Source organism: Vibrio sp. 10N.261.51.A3, from assembly GCF_041471965.1.
Lineage (GTDB): Bacteria > Pseudomonadota > Gammaproteobacteria > Enterobacterales > Vibrionaceae > Vibrio > Vibrio crassostreae_C.
Genome location: NZ_JBFRPK010000003.1, coordinates 39693 through 54581, shown reverse-complemented (window position 1 = coordinate 54581; position 14889 = coordinate 39693). Strand labels below are relative to the sequence as shown.

The 14889-nt window shown below is 44.1% G+C and carries 14 protein-coding genes; 8 read left to right on the top strand and 6 right to left on the bottom strand.

Going from position 1 to position 14889, the window contains the following annotated elements; all coding sequences use genetic code 11:
* Positions 1-15 precede the first annotated feature (15 nt).
* Both AB4371_RS00910 and AB4371_RS00905 read left to right on the top strand, forming a co-directional pair.
* A complete protein-coding gene (locus AB4371_RS00910; protein WP_372129749.1) occupies positions 16-900 on the top strand; it encodes a LysR family transcriptional regulator in 885 nt (294 codons plus the stop codon).
* A gap of 307 nt (positions 901-1207) precedes the next feature.
* Positions 1208-1429: a hypothetical protein gene (locus AB4371_RS00905; protein WP_102393872.1), complete on the top strand. Its 222-nt coding sequence runs from the start codon at positions 1208-1210 to the stop codon at positions 1427-1429.
* A 128-nt stretch (positions 1430-1557) separates the two neighbouring features.
* Here the strand turns inward: AB4371_RS00905 and AB4371_RS00900 are convergent, their stop codons facing one another.
* Positions 1558-2079 carry a DUF2058 domain-containing protein gene (locus tag AB4371_RS00900; protein ID WP_010441213.1) on the bottom strand — a complete coding sequence of 174 codons (522 nt, stop codon included), beginning with the start codon at positions 2077-2079 and terminating at the stop codon, positions 1558-1560.
* 415 nt (positions 2080-2494) lie between these two features.
* On the opposite strand from AB4371_RS00900, the gene AB4371_RS00895 reads away from it, so the two are divergent.
* Together AB4371_RS00895 and AB4371_RS00890 are read left to right on the top strand one after the other, a co-directional pair.
* Positions 2495-3829 carry a sphingomyelin phosphodiesterase gene (locus AB4371_RS00895; protein ID WP_372148652.1) on the top strand — a complete coding sequence of 445 codons (1335 nt, stop codon included), beginning with the start codon at positions 2495-2497 and terminating at the stop codon, positions 3827-3829.
* 39 nt (positions 3830-3868) lie between these two features.
* A complete protein-coding gene (locus tag AB4371_RS00890) occupies positions 3869-4819 on the top strand; it encodes a chromosome partitioning protein ParA (protein WP_372129762.1) in 951 nt (316 codons plus the stop codon).
* 4 nt (positions 4820-4823) lie between these two features.
* Here the strand turns inward: AB4371_RS00890 and AB4371_RS00885 are convergent, their stop codons facing one another.
* Positions 4824-5858 carry an AraC family transcriptional regulator gene (locus AB4371_RS00885; RefSeq protein WP_372129747.1) on the bottom strand — a complete coding sequence of 345 codons (1035 nt, stop codon included), beginning with the start codon at positions 5856-5858 and terminating at the stop codon, positions 4824-4826.
* A gap of 169 nt (positions 5859-6027) precedes the next feature.
* Between AB4371_RS00885 and AB4371_RS00880 the strand changes: the two genes are divergently transcribed.
* Complete coding sequence (locus tag AB4371_RS00880; protein WP_372148650.1) at positions 6028-7041, top strand: DUF2804 domain-containing protein; 1014 nt, start codon at positions 6028-6030, stop codon at positions 7039-7041.
* 87 nt (positions 7042-7128) lie between these two features.
* Positions 7129-7977 (top strand): sterol desaturase family protein, encoded by an 849-nt coding sequence (locus AB4371_RS00875; RefSeq protein WP_280532941.1) that lies wholly within the window; start codon positions 7129-7131, stop codon positions 7975-7977.
* Between the two features lie 15 nt (positions 7978-7992).
* Here AB4371_RS00875 and AB4371_RS00870 read toward each other — a convergent pair whose 3' ends face one another.
* From AB4371_RS00870 to AB4371_RS00855, 4 genes are read right to left on the bottom strand one after another with little or no spacing between them, the layout of a single operon-like run.
* Positions 7993-10431, bottom strand: coding sequence for a carboxypeptidase-like regulatory domain-containing protein (locus AB4371_RS00870; RefSeq protein ID WP_372148647.1), 2439 nt, complete (start codon positions 10429-10431; stop codon positions 7993-7995).
* A 47-nt stretch (positions 10432-10478) separates the two neighbouring features.
* Complete coding sequence (locus tag AB4371_RS00865; protein ID WP_048611828.1) at positions 10479-11189, bottom strand: molecular chaperone; 711 nt, start codon at positions 11187-11189, stop codon at positions 10479-10481.
* A complete protein-coding gene (locus AB4371_RS00860) occupies positions 11186-11623 on the bottom strand; it encodes a DUF4402 domain-containing protein (RefSeq protein ID WP_050634490.1) in 438 nt (145 codons plus the stop codon). The genes AB4371_RS00865 and AB4371_RS00860 overlap by 4 nt, the downstream gene beginning before the upstream one ends.
* Before the next feature lie 52 nt (positions 11624-11675).
* Entirely contained in the window at positions 11676-12110 is a 435-nt protein-coding gene (locus tag AB4371_RS00855) for a DUF4402 domain-containing protein (protein WP_048611824.1), read from the bottom strand.
* A 956-nt stretch (positions 12111-13066) separates the two neighbouring features.
* Here AB4371_RS00855 and sbcB point away from each other — a divergent pair.
* Together sbcB and AB4371_RS00845 are read left to right on the top strand one after the other, a co-directional pair.
* Positions 13067-14491, top strand: a complete 1425-nt coding sequence (gene sbcB, locus AB4371_RS00850; protein WP_048611480.1) for an exodeoxyribonuclease I — start codon at positions 13067-13069, stop codon at positions 14489-14491.
* Between the two features lie 25 nt (positions 14492-14516).
* The gene (locus AB4371_RS00845; RefSeq protein WP_004734867.1) at positions 14517-14888 is read left to right on the top strand and encodes a CidA/LrgA family protein; all 372 of its coding nucleotides are present in this window, start codon (positions 14517-14519) and stop codon (positions 14886-14888) included.
* The last annotated feature ends 1 nt before the right edge of the window (position 14889 follow it).

Genomic DNA, 14889 nt, shown 5'->3' with positions numbered 1-14889 from the left:
GGTAGGAACGCGCGAATGAACGAACACAAAAGAATAGAACGACTGATCCTGTTTGTAGAACTTGCTCAACAACTTAACTTTACCAAGGCAGCCGAAAAGCTCGGTATCTCTAAGAGCTACCTTTCTGAGCAGATCAAACGTTTAGAGAATGATTTACAGTGCCCGCTTTTGGTCAGAACCACGCGCAGTGTTCGTTTAACCCAAGAAGGCGAACGCGCGTTGCAACAAGGCTTAACGATTCGCTCGCAAGTTTTACAGCTTGAACGCAGTGTTTCTGAGCAACACGACATCGTAAAAGGTCTATTGCGCCTCACCGCACCAAAGATGTTTACTGAGGTATATCTATTCGATATCTGCCAACAGTTTAGGCAACAATATCCAGAAATCCGCTTTGAGATAAACAGCAGCTACACCAACTTTAATCTCAATCAAGATGATATCGATATCGCGTTTCGTGCCACCAACACGCCACCTGACAACATGGTGGCGAAACACTTGATTAGCTATCAGCATGATTTAGTCGCAACTCCCAGTTATCTTGACCAATTTGGCCGCCCAACCAATGTGAGTGACTTAAGTGATCATCAATGCTTAGCAACGCTGCACCAAACCGAGTGGCCTTTAAAATCGGCAAATATTGATGTGTCCGGTTGGCTTTCAAGCAATGACAACCACTTGCTCAAACAACAAGCTATGGCAGGCAGTGGCATCATCCGTATTGCAAGTTACTACGTTGCGAAAGAGGTCGAGCTTGGAGAGTTAGAGCAAGTGCTGCCTGATGAATGTCTGCAACAAGGCAACAGTATTTACCTTTTCTATCCGCAAGTTATTTATCCGGCAAAGAAACACCAAGTGTTCGTTAAATTTGTTCAGAATTACTTTGAAAGCTTAAGTCGATAAAATGATGCACAGCTCACTAGGGCTTGTTGGTTTCATCTGGCCAACATATTCGTCGTAGCGAGCTCTACTTCAACCTCTTCGGCTGAATGTGATACCAGTGAAAGTCGACTATATGGCCGATCTACTTTCAAGCCTACTCGTCCTAGTTCTTTTATTTTTTCTTGCTCTTACATTTACATTAATACCTAAACATTCACTCTACGAATCGTTTTTCATTGACTTAAAAATGAAATCATAACGACACACTAATTTGCGTAACTTAGGGTGCAAATAGGCAATCAGATTACAGTGCCTATCAGGAGGATGTATGAAACCAAATCGATCTACGGTACTCACTGGACATGTAAAACACTGCCCATGCTGCTCTACCGAACTGGTCATCAAAGACCACATTCACGTTTGCCCGCGCAATGAAATTGGCGACTGTTACTTCGATGGCTATGACCAACACGAACAGCGCGTTAATACCGATTTTATCGATCATGCAAGTGCCAATGATAGCCTTGTTTACGGCATGTCAGAACACTAAGCTTTATTCAAGATTTGTTGAAGTCATTTCGCGCCAAAAAAAATGCAGCGCCAATCGAGTGATTGTTCGCTGCATTCTTAGATCCTGTAAACTTAGCTAACCATTAAAATGGAGCTAGGTAAAACGGATTACCACATTAGATCATCTGGGATCACGAAGTCTTTGTACGGGTCATCTTCGTCTACTTCGTCTGTGCTACCTGCCTGCGTATCAACGATAGATTCTTCGTCGCGCATAGCAATCTTGTTCGCTACTGCTGTTGGAATAACAACATAGCTCTCGCCTTGACGAGCAATACTTAGAATGCCTTTACTTAGTTGCTTTTGAGTCAGCTCTTCTACGTAAAGATATTTAACTAGCGTACCGTCGGTGAAGTTGTATTTGATCTCACCGTTCTTCTGTTCGATCTTGTTCATCTCAATCAGTTGCTTCACTTGAGCTTTAATTTCTTTGCTCAACTGTTGTTCTTTCAACTGTTGGTTTAGCTCTTTGTCTTTCGCTTGCTGCGCCAGTTTAGTTTCTTCAGCTGCCGCTTTTGCTTCACGAGACTGAACGCGAGACTTTTTAGAGCCTTTCTTCGCCTTCTTTAATTTTTTCTCATTTACCAAGCCAGCTTTAAGCATCTGCTCTTGGAGTGTTAACTTTGCCATGACTTTCCCAGTTCAGGATTAAAAACGGCACTATCATACCTGTTTTTGAGGTTTCTGTTTACTGAACAAGAGTAAATTACAGAACAATCGCAAAATTTATGCTGATAGCTCTAAGCTGTGTCCATATTCCCTTCTTGTTGCTCACAACCTCCACTTTACCGCGACACACAGTTTTCACTTAAGCACGCCAATATTGGCTGTTCCACCGACTCGAAAGCATTAACTGACCCTATTATTCGCGCGCGTACCACTTATCATTCCGATAAGACAATATGTTAATTTTCAATGGTTAATCAATTTTATAAAACCTTGGCATATGTCTCATATTTGAATAAATGCCATAGAGTTATAACTCCAATGTCATAACTCTTGACTACGTTATTCTAGACATCAATCAATAAGGATAACGTAAACGATGAAAACTCAATGGACTTGGTTAGCTGCACTTGTGGCATCCACATCAATCGCTTCGACCTCTGCGATCGCAGACACCGACGTGTATCTCACCAATAACACCAATCAAGTGATGACCATTCAAGCCAACCACACTGGTACCGACCTGCTTCAACTCGGTGATGAGTGGCAACAGCATGTTGAACAGATTGGTCCTTGGGAGACGAAGAAGCTGATCAGTTTCAACCGCTGGACTGGTGTGAAATCTGGGAAGACCTATGAGTTTGACACTGTGGTATCAAACGCTGTGGGCGAAAGTGTCACGCTCAACCAAACCATGAAGGGACATTGGTATAACTCGACACTGCAACATGGTTTGAGTGCCGCAGACGTCAACCTAACATTGCATGACGATCGTAATATTCATCGCAGCACAACCGATGCGTTCGGGGTCAATGCAGAGCTAGCCCTCAAAGCCGATTCTACAGCGCGCTATGATGATATTTATTACACCATCACCCCACCAAAAGTGGATGAGCAACCAGAGCCGGATGCCAATACACTCAAGGTCATGACTTACAACATCTGGGCGCTGCCTGCCATCGCTTCACATATTGGTGACCGCTATGACCTACTCCCTCAATATGTAAAGGGCTATGACGTGTTGGCGCTTCAAGAGGTGTTTGCTAACGGCAGAGATGAGTTCTTGCGTGAGCTTGCGAAAGAGTATCCTTATCAAACTAAAATGCTCGATAAAGATGGGATTAACATATACGACGGTGGTGTGATCATTGTCAGCCGCTATCCTATCGTTAATGAAGCGCAGTATGTTTTCCCTGATTGCACGGGCACAGATTGCTTTGCTGATAAAGGTGTTAACTACGCGGAAGTTATCAAGAATGGTCAGGCTTACCATGTTTTCGGTACCCACACGGCATCATTCGATACGGACACCGCTCGTGATTACCGACAACGTCAATTCAAGCAGATGCGTGCACTGGCGCAGTCTCTGAATATCCCGGCATCAGAAACTGTGGTTTACAGCGGTGACTTCAACGTGAACAAGCTCAAGTTCCCAGACGACTACCAACAGATGTTCGCTAACCTGCAAGCTGACGAACCAACCTACTCAGGTTACACCGCTTCTACCTTTGACCCACGCATCAACAACTTTGCGGGCGAACCTATGTCGGGTGGTGAAAACGTTGAGTATCTCGATTATGTGGTAGTAAGCTCGGAATATGGCGCCAAAGCTCATAACGACAATCGTGTGGATGTCCCAAGATCAACAAGCAGTGAGTTATGGAAGCACTACAACCTTTCAGACCACTTCCCTGTTAGCGCCGTGATCAAGTAACTCGGTGAACCAATAATGCATCGAGTTATATTAATCCTAATGCTCGTCTTAACGGCTAGCATTATTGGCTATTCGTGGTCATCAAAAACGAACGAAACAGCGCTATCTTCTGCTCAACACACAGAACCTAAGCCGCGTGTTTCTACGACAACTAATGACGATAATTTCACACCAACGGCAACCACCAGTTCGGGAAATTCAGCATCGCAGAACAATCTATCCCTAACTGAATCATCGGGCGGAGAAACGCATGTTGAAAACTTAAGCGAACTTGAAGGTAAAGCTCTATTCGATGAACTCGATGGGTTCTGGAAGCTTTGCCAACAACGTGATGACTGCACTGAGCAACTCGCACGATTGAAATCAGAGTTGCCGAGTATATGGTTTGAGTTACTGAGCGACTATCCGCAGCTATCAGTCGACTGGCAATTAGCCCAAAGTACCATCCCACTTGAATCCATAGAGACACTTGAAGAGCGTGTTGCCCTATTCAAACAGTCTGCACAGCAAGTATGGGGAGAGTTGGCCCACCAACTATTCGCAGACCAGTTTGCGCATTTAGATTTTACGCTCGACGCAAACACCCTTAAAGAAAACGAAGCGAGCCAGTTTTTGGCCAATTATCAAGATTTGCTTAGTGAATGGCAAAACAATACGGGCACGTTAAACGCCGAAACACAGCTTCAAAAATATGAACTGGCAGTCTCTTTGATACCCAGCAGCTATAGCCCTGCTGAAGTTGCATCAGTCAAAGCCGACCTCCAAGGTGCCTACTTAGATGAAGCGCAGGCCAGCAACATTGCCGTGCGAGAACAACGAGTCGCACAACAGCAACAAACCGTGATGAGCTATCACAAGCAACTGGATCAGCTCAAAATGACCTTAGACTCTCAGCGAAGCTCGAGTTATGCCACTTGGACTCAACAAGATTGGGACAGTTATTATCAACAGCAAGTCACCGATTTCAGGGAGCAGTTTTTTAGCAAGTAACGCTTTAACTTAAACCGTCACGAAACTGCGCGGGCGTCTTATTGAGCCACCCTTTAAACGCCCTTCTGAAATTTGCGGGGTCGCTATAACCGAGCCTTTCACCGATGTCATCGATACTCATGGTTGTGCCGAGTAACAGCTCTTTGGCCAGTTCCACTCGAACTTCGGTAAGCAATATTTGATAACTGGAATCATGGGTCACTAGCTCTCGCCTGAGTGTACGAGAGCTACAACCAAACTCATCCGCGAGTTGTTCAATATTCGGGAAACTGCCTGCGGTTTGATAAAAGATCGTTTTGATTTGGTTAGTCAGCAGATGCTCAGAGTCCAGCGTTTCCACTATCGACTGGCAAGACGCGAGATAGCGCTTCAGTGTCGCGGCATCATGAGTCAATAAGGTTTGTGATAAAACCGAGGCATCAAAACGCAGTTCACAATGGCTTTGCTCAAAAATCACCGGGCACAGGAAACGGTTGTCATAAAGCTTGGCGTAGTTAGGGCGAGCATAAGGCAAAGCCAAAGTGTGAATATTCAATTCATGACCAGTCAGTTCTTTGAACAAAGAGACGATTGAACTTAAGAAATATTCACTGCAGAAAGGAAGGAGATCACCCACTTCCAAGGTGTTCTCAATCTGAATCACCGCTTGCTCGGAATCTAGAAATAATTTAACCGAGAAAATAGGACCGTTCAGGCGCAGATATTTAAAGCCCGACTTGATGGCCTCCCCGACATTTTGACTGGTCGATAGCGCATAACCCAACACACCAAAGTGACTCAAGCTAGCGTGTTCTCCCAGCCAAAGCCCTAAGCCATCGTGAGGAAAACTCTGATTCGCCAAGCTAAATAACGCAAGTTTATCAGCGTAAGTCAGCTTTCCATTCGGGTCTCGCCAATCCATGTTCGGCAAACCCACATCATTGAGTAGCCTTTCAATATCGATACCTCGTTGCTCTAACGTATTCAACAGCAGCGCGATATCTAATGTACCCAACTGATGCCGATGTCCGGTCGGCTTATACTCCGCGATAATCTCCAATCGTCTCTCCTTATATCGAGCCCATTCCCATAAACATGACTACTCAGCTTCAACAACACTACTGACAAAATCGTGATTGGTAACGCGCTCTTGTCCGAATATGACCTCCCAATTCTACGCTACTCATCGCACAATGGCTTTAGTTGTTAAATTTATGTGAACTATCGCAATGATAAAAACGAATCCTGCTCCACACAGTTTGATTGATTCTAATGGTCAGCCGATCATTGGGCATTTCGATGGCATCCCAAAGCACCTGAACATCGAGAACTTTGACTACCGAAACTCGATGGATGCAAAAGCAAATCTTTGGCAGAAGCACTTCCACTACAAGCAATTTCAATTTGTCAGCATCGTCACCGACACACACATTATCGGAGTCGCTATCGCGGATATTCGCTACTTAGGCTCGGCATTTTGTTATCTGTACGATATTGAAAACAACCATCTGGAAGAGTCATCTTGGTTGAGGCTATTAGGGTTTGATAAGCATGTAACGCCTTCACCATTCGAAGGAAAGACAAGCATTGCAGATCAAAGCATCACCTTTGATATTGAAGACGGACAATGGCGAGTTTGCTTGAATACCAAACTCATCAAGGCCGATATCGCTTTAGAGCCTGAAGCCGACAGCTTGCCCTTGGCGATGTGCAGCCCAACGGGTTATTCAGGTTGGACTTACACCCAAAAGCACAATGCTTTGCGCATCAGCGGTGAAATCCAAATCAAAGGAGAATCACTCGTTCTCGAACAAGCTCGTGCCGGTTATGACTTTTCAGCGGGCTACATGAGACGTGAAACCAGTTGGCGCTGGGCAAGTATCAACACGCAATCCAATGGCACAGATATTGGCCTAAATCTCGCTGCGGGCGTGAATGAGACTGGAGGCTGCGAAAACGTATTGTGGGTCACTGGAACCAGACACTTACTTAACCCGGTACAGTTTACGTTTAGTCGCCAAGACACGAATTTACCTTGGCAGATAACATCACAAGATGGACGTATAAACCTGACCTTTACGCCCTTAAATAACCGCAGCGAAAAGCTCAATTTATGGCTGTTAAAGAGTAACTTTCGTCAGTTCATTGGTCACTTTTCTGGCTCGATTGAAGACAACAATGGAGTGACACATCAACTCGATGGTGTTCTTGGCCTAACAGAAGATCACTTTGCTCGCTGGTAACGTAATTCTGCTGATTGAATCTCAGGCGAGCAAGTCTAAGTAAACTTGATACTAAGAACGCGTATGGCGTCTCAACAAGGATAAAACATGAATATCGACGCATTAATCAATCACCCAGAATGGCTACTGCTGGTATTAGCGCCCTTATTCGTGGTGTGCATGTTGGCTGAGTATTTTATCGGTCAGAAGCAAGGTCGATTGCCAGATAATTCCAGCTATAAACTTTCAGAAGTGATGTGTAACTTCACGCTTGCGGGAATGCATCAACTCTCCGATTTGCTCACCGGGTTATTGGTCGTGCAGTTGTATCTCTTGATGTTTGGTTGGCGTTTAATGGACATTGAAATGGGCGTGCTGAGTTTCATTGTGTTGATGGTGTTGCAAGACTTTTGCTATTACTGGTTCCATAGAGCAAGCCATCGTGTTCGCTGGATGTGGGCAGCGCACGTCGCGCACCACAGTTCAGAACAGATGAACTTCAGTACGGCTTTCCGTCAAAGCTTAATGTACCCATTCGCAGGCATGTGGTTGTTTTGGGTGCCGCTCGTCATCATAGGTTTCGACCCTAAATGGGTCATCTTTGTGGTGCTTCTCAATCTAGGTTTGCAGTTCTTTGTACATACTCAATGGATACGAAGCTTAGGACCACTTGAATACATCTTTAACACCCCATCACACCACCGTGTGCATCACGGCAAAAACCCGCAATACATCGATAAGAACTACGCCGGTGTTTTGATCATTTGGGATAAGTTGTTTGGTACGTTCGAACCGGAAGTTGAAACCGTACGTTACGGCGTCACCAAACCCGTAAACAGTTTTAACCCGATAGTGGTCACCTTTCAAGAATGGAAGGCCATATTCAAAGATTTGAAGAACCGAGAGCTAACCATGAAACAGAAAGTCCAATTGATACTCTCGCCTCCATCAGACTAAACAAAGTGATCGGATCTAGTACACTTTATGAAAATCGATGAGGTTGAATGTGAGGTCGCTTACCCAGAAATCGCCGTCCAAGTCGGCACCTTGCACGTATCGCTTGTCGCCCATTTCTAAAGTCACAATGTATTTGCCCGCGATGAGCCCCTCTACCATGTAAAAGCCATCACTCTCTATCTCGCTCGAATACTCGGTGCCTTTCTGGATATGTTTAAAGTGCAGATAAGCACTGTTTTCTAGGTCACCTTCTACCGTGCCATCGACGCCAAATGACACCACCATTTCGATATGAGCATGAGTTAGCCCGACTTGCTTAGTATTTACATACACAGGGTTTTGGATCGGCGTGAGGTTAAGGTCGAGTGCCCCTTCATCAATATAGATAGGCAGATTATCTCGAGCTGGAACACTTGAGAATTCAAATCGGCCTTTTGCATCACTGACTGCTCGTTGATCCAAGATTTGTAGGCTTACGCCTTGTATCGGTTGTTTGTGGTGATCGTAAACAATGCCCGTCAGCTTAGAATGGTTGTATCGATTCCACTCAACAAACTCACCAATACTTTCGTCAAAGTAAGTTTTAGCACCGAATTCGGTTGTCATCTCGACACCGTATCGATCTTCAGTTCCTTCCAACTTAAAGAGTAAGTAAGGGTTCACACGAGCTTCTAAAGAGGCAGTAAACGAAACCTCCTGCTTTTGATAGCGAGCCGATATGTTGGTCGTTAGCTCTTGAAAAACCTCCAGAGGATCGAGCAGACAGTCTTTACAGGCATTTCTTAGGGATAATTCTGTTCGTTCATGATGACCAGAGCCATCAACAGTTCCAGAAATATTCCACGATGTATCTGAGAAACCGCTTTTGGCCAAACCAATAGTGTGTAGATAGTCTTCTTGATGAGAAGCTTTGGTGTATCGATAGTCACCAGCGTATGAGACAAACAGATTACGAGCCACTTTTGAGTTGAACTTAGGTTCAACGCTCAATTCGTCATCATCATCTCTTATCGTCAAAAAAGCCGTTAGGTTTGCAAGCGACAGGTTGTATTTGAACACATCGTATTCCATTGACTCTAAGTCCAATTCATCGGTTTTATTGAGCTCTATCGATGCCGACTGATCGCCGTTGATCAAGATATCAAACTCCATTGGAAAGCGATTGAACTCCGGCAACCAACCGATATGGCCCGCAAACCAGTGCGCTGGTAAATATCGTCCTTGAAAGCCAATCAGGTCTTTGCCATGTTGCCTCATAAAGGCGCTACCCACGGTGAAGTAATCGGCAAGCCCATACTCAAGCGACACTGCACCCGCTCGGTCTGCACCTTCATTACCGACCACTTGCACTCCCCACTCGTTGCGTGGCAGAAATGCATCTTCGAGACCTGCAACGGTGATCTCTTCTTCCTGCCAGACACCTTTCGACAAGTAGTAGCGAAACTTGATGGTGTCACCGGGGGAAATATTGTCTTCTTCAACAACGAAGCGTCCAAACTCATCAGAGCGATAAGTGGTTTGATAGATGCCATTAACCAAAACATCGATGCTGATGTTAGGTTGAGTGGTTCGTTCGAGTTGAAGGTTGCCGAACTCTGTCTGTCGCTTTTGGTTGGTGTAATAGAGCCCATCTTCGAGGGTTTGATTCACGGTAAAGACGCTGCCATCTAATAACACATGGCCGACTTCCAAAGAGCCTTCCCCGTCATGTGCTTCAACCGCAATGTTGTAATAAACGATGGGGTTATCTTCTCGTGAATCAATCGACAAGCGAGACAAAGAGTGTTCAGTGCTTAATATGGTGTCTGAGATTGCGTAAACATCACCGCCAGTTTCACTGTCGTGATAAACAGAAGCCGCTAACCGAGTCGCCAAACCCACAGCAGCAACAGGTTCGAAAGCTGGCGTGTTTTCAGCTCGCTTGAGATCCTCGGCCTTCTTACGTGATTCATTTTTCATCTTAGAAATGGCCGCTTCCAGTTCAGTCAATGAGCTAAATTCTGGAGAAACAGTGAGCCGGTAATCATCAATATCCCAACGCACTTTAGCCGGGATACAAGCTTGTAAGCTGTACCAATGGACGTAAGTTTCTGAGTCTATGACTTGATATTTGATCGACTGGATATTGTTGTCATCGCGATAGCAGATGGCTTGTTCGGTATCAACAATATACGGCAGAGATTCTCTTCCCACATCTTGTGGTAAGTACAGTTCGCAATATCCGCTTTCATCACACTGACCATTCATTTCGAGCAGATAAAAAGCGGCATTGGATACCGAAATTAAGGGCTCTTCGTAGTCATCCATCATGACACGATAAAAACTATCCCCCACTTTCCCGACTCGAACTTCTACATGGGCTGGATAGAGCTCGCTCGCCTCACTTTCTTCTTCAGATTGCGAATACGCAGCAAAAGGAAACAATGAGGCGAGCAAAAAGAGTCGCCAAAGCATGCAATAGAACACTAGCCTTTAAAGAGTCTGCGACAATGAAACGAGCACTACAGAACACATTCGTACAGAGGCTGTTCGTTCTGAACCAGTGAGATCTTCGACCCTTTTGGGAAAGGCTTAGTTAGTTCAGCATTACGAAGTAGCACCACTTTTTCACTATGCTCGTCGACATTCAATTTCGCAGTAAACTGAAAGTTACCATCGTTGCGAATCTTGATGCTTTGGTTGTCACACGCAAACTTAACATCTTGCACCTGCTCACCTTTCTGAACATAAACGGGTACATAACTGTTGATGTGAAAATTCAGTTGAAAGGCTGAACCATCACTGTTGGTTTTACTTGAAGACAACGCAATGTCTGATAGCTCTGCAGCTTTTGCTATTGGGGAAAACCACAAGTAAGCACGATATTCACCATCAGCCATGTCAGCAGGCAGAGCATTCATACGTAAGCGAACCGTGCGTCTTTGATTGGGTTTAAGTTCACGAATTATTGGTGGTGACACTTTAATCCAACTCGCGATGTCTTCCGATTCAGCAATATTAGCGTCAGTTCTAACCAAGCCACTCGCCTTTACTGGGCGATAAATCGGTTTTATCTCCAAGCGAATCGGTTGATCTGAATTGTTTTCGACGACGATTTTTTCAGTCACCGAAGTGTCGGCATCCAAAACAAAACGAGTCGGAGCGATAAGTAGCTGAGCATAGGCTTGTGTTGTGAAGATTAAGCCGAGAACACATGAGATAAACAACTTCATTTATAATTAACCTCAAAAGGGATTGTACTGGTGTAAAGGCCTGCGGGGTGGTTAGCGCCGATTTTCACTTTGGCACCAATACACAATAATTTGCTTCTTCCATTCCCTTTGATTTTGGCTCGACCTCGCTTGGATAAACCGCAACCAAAATAAAACTTTCTAATACGCAGGCGTTTGGATTTACGAGAATGATTTAGGTATTGCTTGGAAGGGAGAGAAACCACGATTTTTTTACCCGGCTCACCTTCAACGTAAAAGCGCACCACATAAACCTGACTATTGGCTGGATTTGAATCCGCATTCTGACCCGATCCAGAGATATACATGCCTGGAAATTTCACTTCCATATTCTCAGGAATAATTTCTAGCGCATGAAAAGGACTAGAATAAAAAATAAGGCCGATATAAATCGCATATTTGAATAGAACACTCATAGTAAAGACGGCTGCTTTTCAACAGCCGTAATATTATACTGGTTTCATTTAATTATTGGTAAGTGACATCTACTGCAACGTTAGCAGTATATGTACCAGCAACTAATGTCGCACTTGAAGTACGTGCAGTGCCGCCAATATTAAGATCCGCAGTACCACCCGTAAGGGTAATAGCATTATTAAAGTCAAATTCAGCTGCAATCGTATTTACGCCATTCACCAAGTTAGTATCAGAAATACTGACTGTTACTGCATCACCAGACTCTCCAGAAAGAGTAAATGCCGCCGCTCCTGCATCACCTTGAGCGATAACAACGTCCGTTGTGTTGTCTGAAGTGATGATACCGAAGTCAAGATCACTTGTTTTTGTCATTGTAATTGCTTGTTTTACTTCTAGTGTTGCATCAAAAGTGTCACTCACAGCGAAAACGTTCGCTGAAGAGATAGAAAGTGCAGATACAGCAACAACCTTAAAGACTTTGTTCATTTCTTTAATCCTTTATATAAATTCGGCTTTATTATTAGGGTTACCTAATAGTCAATCAGAGTTAACAATTAAGTAACAACAATCCTATTTAGAAAATATATATATTGACACTTATTTATAAAGAAATGAGGCGCAGTGAGAATAAGATCACGCAAATTGATAGAAATAACACTAATAAAAATAATGGTATTGGAGCATTTCATCCAACAATATATAAAACTTGTTTTACATCCTAATCAGTTAATTAATCTATTTATTTAATCAAGCACACCTAATTTTTTAGAATATATTAAAAAATACAATACGAGATAAATTTGAAGTCAGACTAAAAAACGAAATATATAGATCAGCATGTTGCAATAAAGTCTCAAATTTGAAACAAACTAGAGAAACCTTAACCTTGTAATAAAATTGAAATAATAACTGGCCAGGGGTTAATTATTTAACCTCACTATTGATAGTGTATTAAAAATAAGACATATCAAATCATTATTTATTACGGTGATTAAGACTATTAAATAACGTCCAAAAAGAAGAATAATTTGATATTAATGACTGATTCTGTGATTTGCTCTAATGACCTATTCAGTTTCATTTCTCACGAGCGTTGAATGCAGAAAAGCGCGTGACATTGAAAGCTTGATGTAAGGTAAATACAAGCGGTAACACACTCATTGCTAGACTCAGAGCGCTTTGGCTGTCCAGAGCTTACTCGCCTCTCCAAATTGTGTCCGCTTCGAGTACTTTAACCGCAGCACTTTGTTAGTTCATCTTGCCAAGAAATAATCAATCTAAGGCTCCATTCCCCCGATAGCGGTCTGATTGAATAGGAATGCAGCACTTTCCTGCAATTTATTTGTGATCTGGGTTGCACGCGTACCGCATACTATCAGATACTGAACAAAACTAACCTTCAGCCACAGTAAACGTTCTGCGCTTGCTGTTCAGGAATTTCAATGAGTTCAGATAATCAGCCGACCTACTTCTTTTTCGATTACGAAACATGGGGCGTTAGCCCAGCAAAAGACCGTCCGAGTCAGTTTGCGGGTGTTCGTACCGACCAAGATTTCAATGTTATTGGAGAGCCTCTGGTTATCTATTGCCAACCTCCCGCTGATTACCTCCCTGCGCCTGAAGCTGCACTGATCACCCGTATCACACCACAGAAAGCGGCTTCACAAGGTCTCCCTGAGCCAGAGTTTATCGCTAAGATCCATGCTGAGTTAGCCAAACCAAACACAACAAGCCTTGGCTACAACAGTATTCGATTTGATGATGAAGTAACGCGTTACACCTGTTACCGAAACTTCATCGACCCATATGCGTGGAGTTGGCAGAACGGCAACTCACGTTGGGATCTATTAGATGTAATGCGCGCTGTTCACGCACTGCGTCCTGAAGGCATTGTTTGGCCAGAGAACGAAGAAGGTTACCCAAGCTTCAAACTGGAACACCTATCTGTGGCAAACGGCATTGAACACGAAAACGCGCACGATGCGATGGCCGATGTTATTGCGACCATCGAGTTAGCGAAGAAACTGAAAGCTGCGCAACCTAAGATGTTCGATTACCTTTACAACATGCGTCATAAGCGTAAGCTGAATGATCTGGTTGATATCGTAAACATGACACCATTGATGCACGTTTCAGGCATGTTTGGCCGTGACTGCAACTACACCAGCTGGATTGTGCCTATGGCTTGGCACCCAACCAATCAAAATGCCGTTATCGTGGTTGATTTAGCCAAAGATCCAAGCCCACTGTTAGAACTGGACGCTGATGAACTCAGAGAAAGACTCTATACCAAACGCAGTGAACTGAGTGAAGACGAGTTACCCGTACCCATCAAATTGGTTCAACTGAACAAGTGCCCTATTCTTGCTCCAGCCAAAACGCTGACGGCTGAAAATGCCGAAACCATCGGTATCGATCGCCAACAATGCTTGAAGAACTTGGCACTGCTGCGCGAACACCCAGAGATCCGCGAAAAACTGATCGGCCTGTACTCACAAGAACGCGAGTACGAAAAGAGTGATGATGTTGATACACACCTTTACGACGGTTTCTTTTCACCTGCTGATAAAACAGCGATGAACATCATTCGCGAAACTGACCCGAACAACTTGGCAGCTTTGGATATCACCTTCAGCGACGAACGAATTAAACCGTTACTGTTCCGTTACCGTGCGCGTAACTTCCCATGGACGCTCGACGAAGCTGAGCAATTAAAATGGGCGAACCATTGTCGTGAGTTTTATGAATGCCGTTTAGAAGAGTACATGCTCAACCTTGAAAACCTCGCGCACGAACATGAAAGCGACGAGAAGAAAATGGCTATCTTGAAGGCGGTTTATCAATACGTAGAAAAGTTAGCTAGCTAATTCCATTATCAAGAGACGTAACACTTTGAAAGAAAGATTGATCCAACTGGTTTACTGCTTAATCTCCTTCACCTTAATCATAGGTGCACTTACAGCAGGTAACGCGTTACAGCACTTTTTGGATACCTCAATCCCAGGCAGTATTTTTGGCATGTTGATTCTGTTTGCCGCCATGGTGATTGGTATTGTTCCTTCGCACTGGGTACAACCCGGTGCAAGCTTGATTATCCGCCTAATGATCTTACTGTTTGTTCCAATCAGTGTTGGGTTGATGGACCATTTCGACATGCTCATCGCGAACGCATTGCCAATTATGGCGAGCGCCGTTGGTGGCACATTACTGGTGTTGGTGTCCTTATCATGGTTCTTAGACCGCTTACTTTCGAGAGGTAACTGAT

Coding starts and splice junctions, on each gene's coding strand:
- AB4371_RS00910 (WP_372129749.1), top strand. CDS start 16: ATGAACGAACACAAAAGAATAGAACGACTGATCCTGTTTGTAGAACTT.
- AB4371_RS00905 (WP_102393872.1), top strand. CDS start 1,208: ATGAAACCAAATCGATCTACGGTACTCACTGGACATGTAAAACACTGC.
- AB4371_RS00900 (WP_010441213.1), bottom strand. CDS start 2,079: ATGGCAAAGTTAACACTCCAAGAGCAGATGCTTAAAGCTGGCTTGGTA.
- AB4371_RS00895 (WP_372148652.1), top strand. CDS start 2,495: ATGAAAACTCAATGGACTTGGTTAGCTGCACTTGTGGCATCCACATCA.
- AB4371_RS00890 (WP_372129762.1), top strand. CDS start 3,869: ATGCTCGTCTTAACGGCTAGCATTATTGGCTATTCGTGGTCATCAAAA.
- AB4371_RS00880 (WP_372148650.1), top strand. CDS start 6,028: ATGATAAAAACGAATCCTGCTCCACACAGTTTGATTGATTCTAATGGT.
- AB4371_RS00875 (WP_280532941.1), top strand. CDS start 7,129: ATGAATATCGACGCATTAATCAATCACCCAGAATGGCTACTGCTGGTA.
- AB4371_RS00870 (WP_372148647.1), bottom strand. CDS start 10,431: ATGCTTTGGCGACTCTTTTTGCTCGCCTCATTGTTTCCTTTTGCTGCG.
- AB4371_RS00865 (WP_048611828.1), bottom strand. CDS start 11,189: ATGAAGTTGTTTATCTCATGTGTTCTCGGCTTAATCTTCACAACACAA.
- AB4371_RS00860 (WP_050634490.1), bottom strand. CDS start 11,623: ATGAGTGTTCTATTCAAATATGCGATTTATATCGGCCTTATTTTTTAT.
- AB4371_RS00855 (WP_048611824.1), bottom strand. CDS start 12,110: ATGAACAAAGTCTTTAAGGTTGTTGCTGTATCTGCACTTTCTATCTCT.
- sbcB (WP_048611480.1), top strand. CDS start 13,067: ATGAGTTCAGATAATCAGCCGACCTACTTCTTTTTCGATTACGAAACA.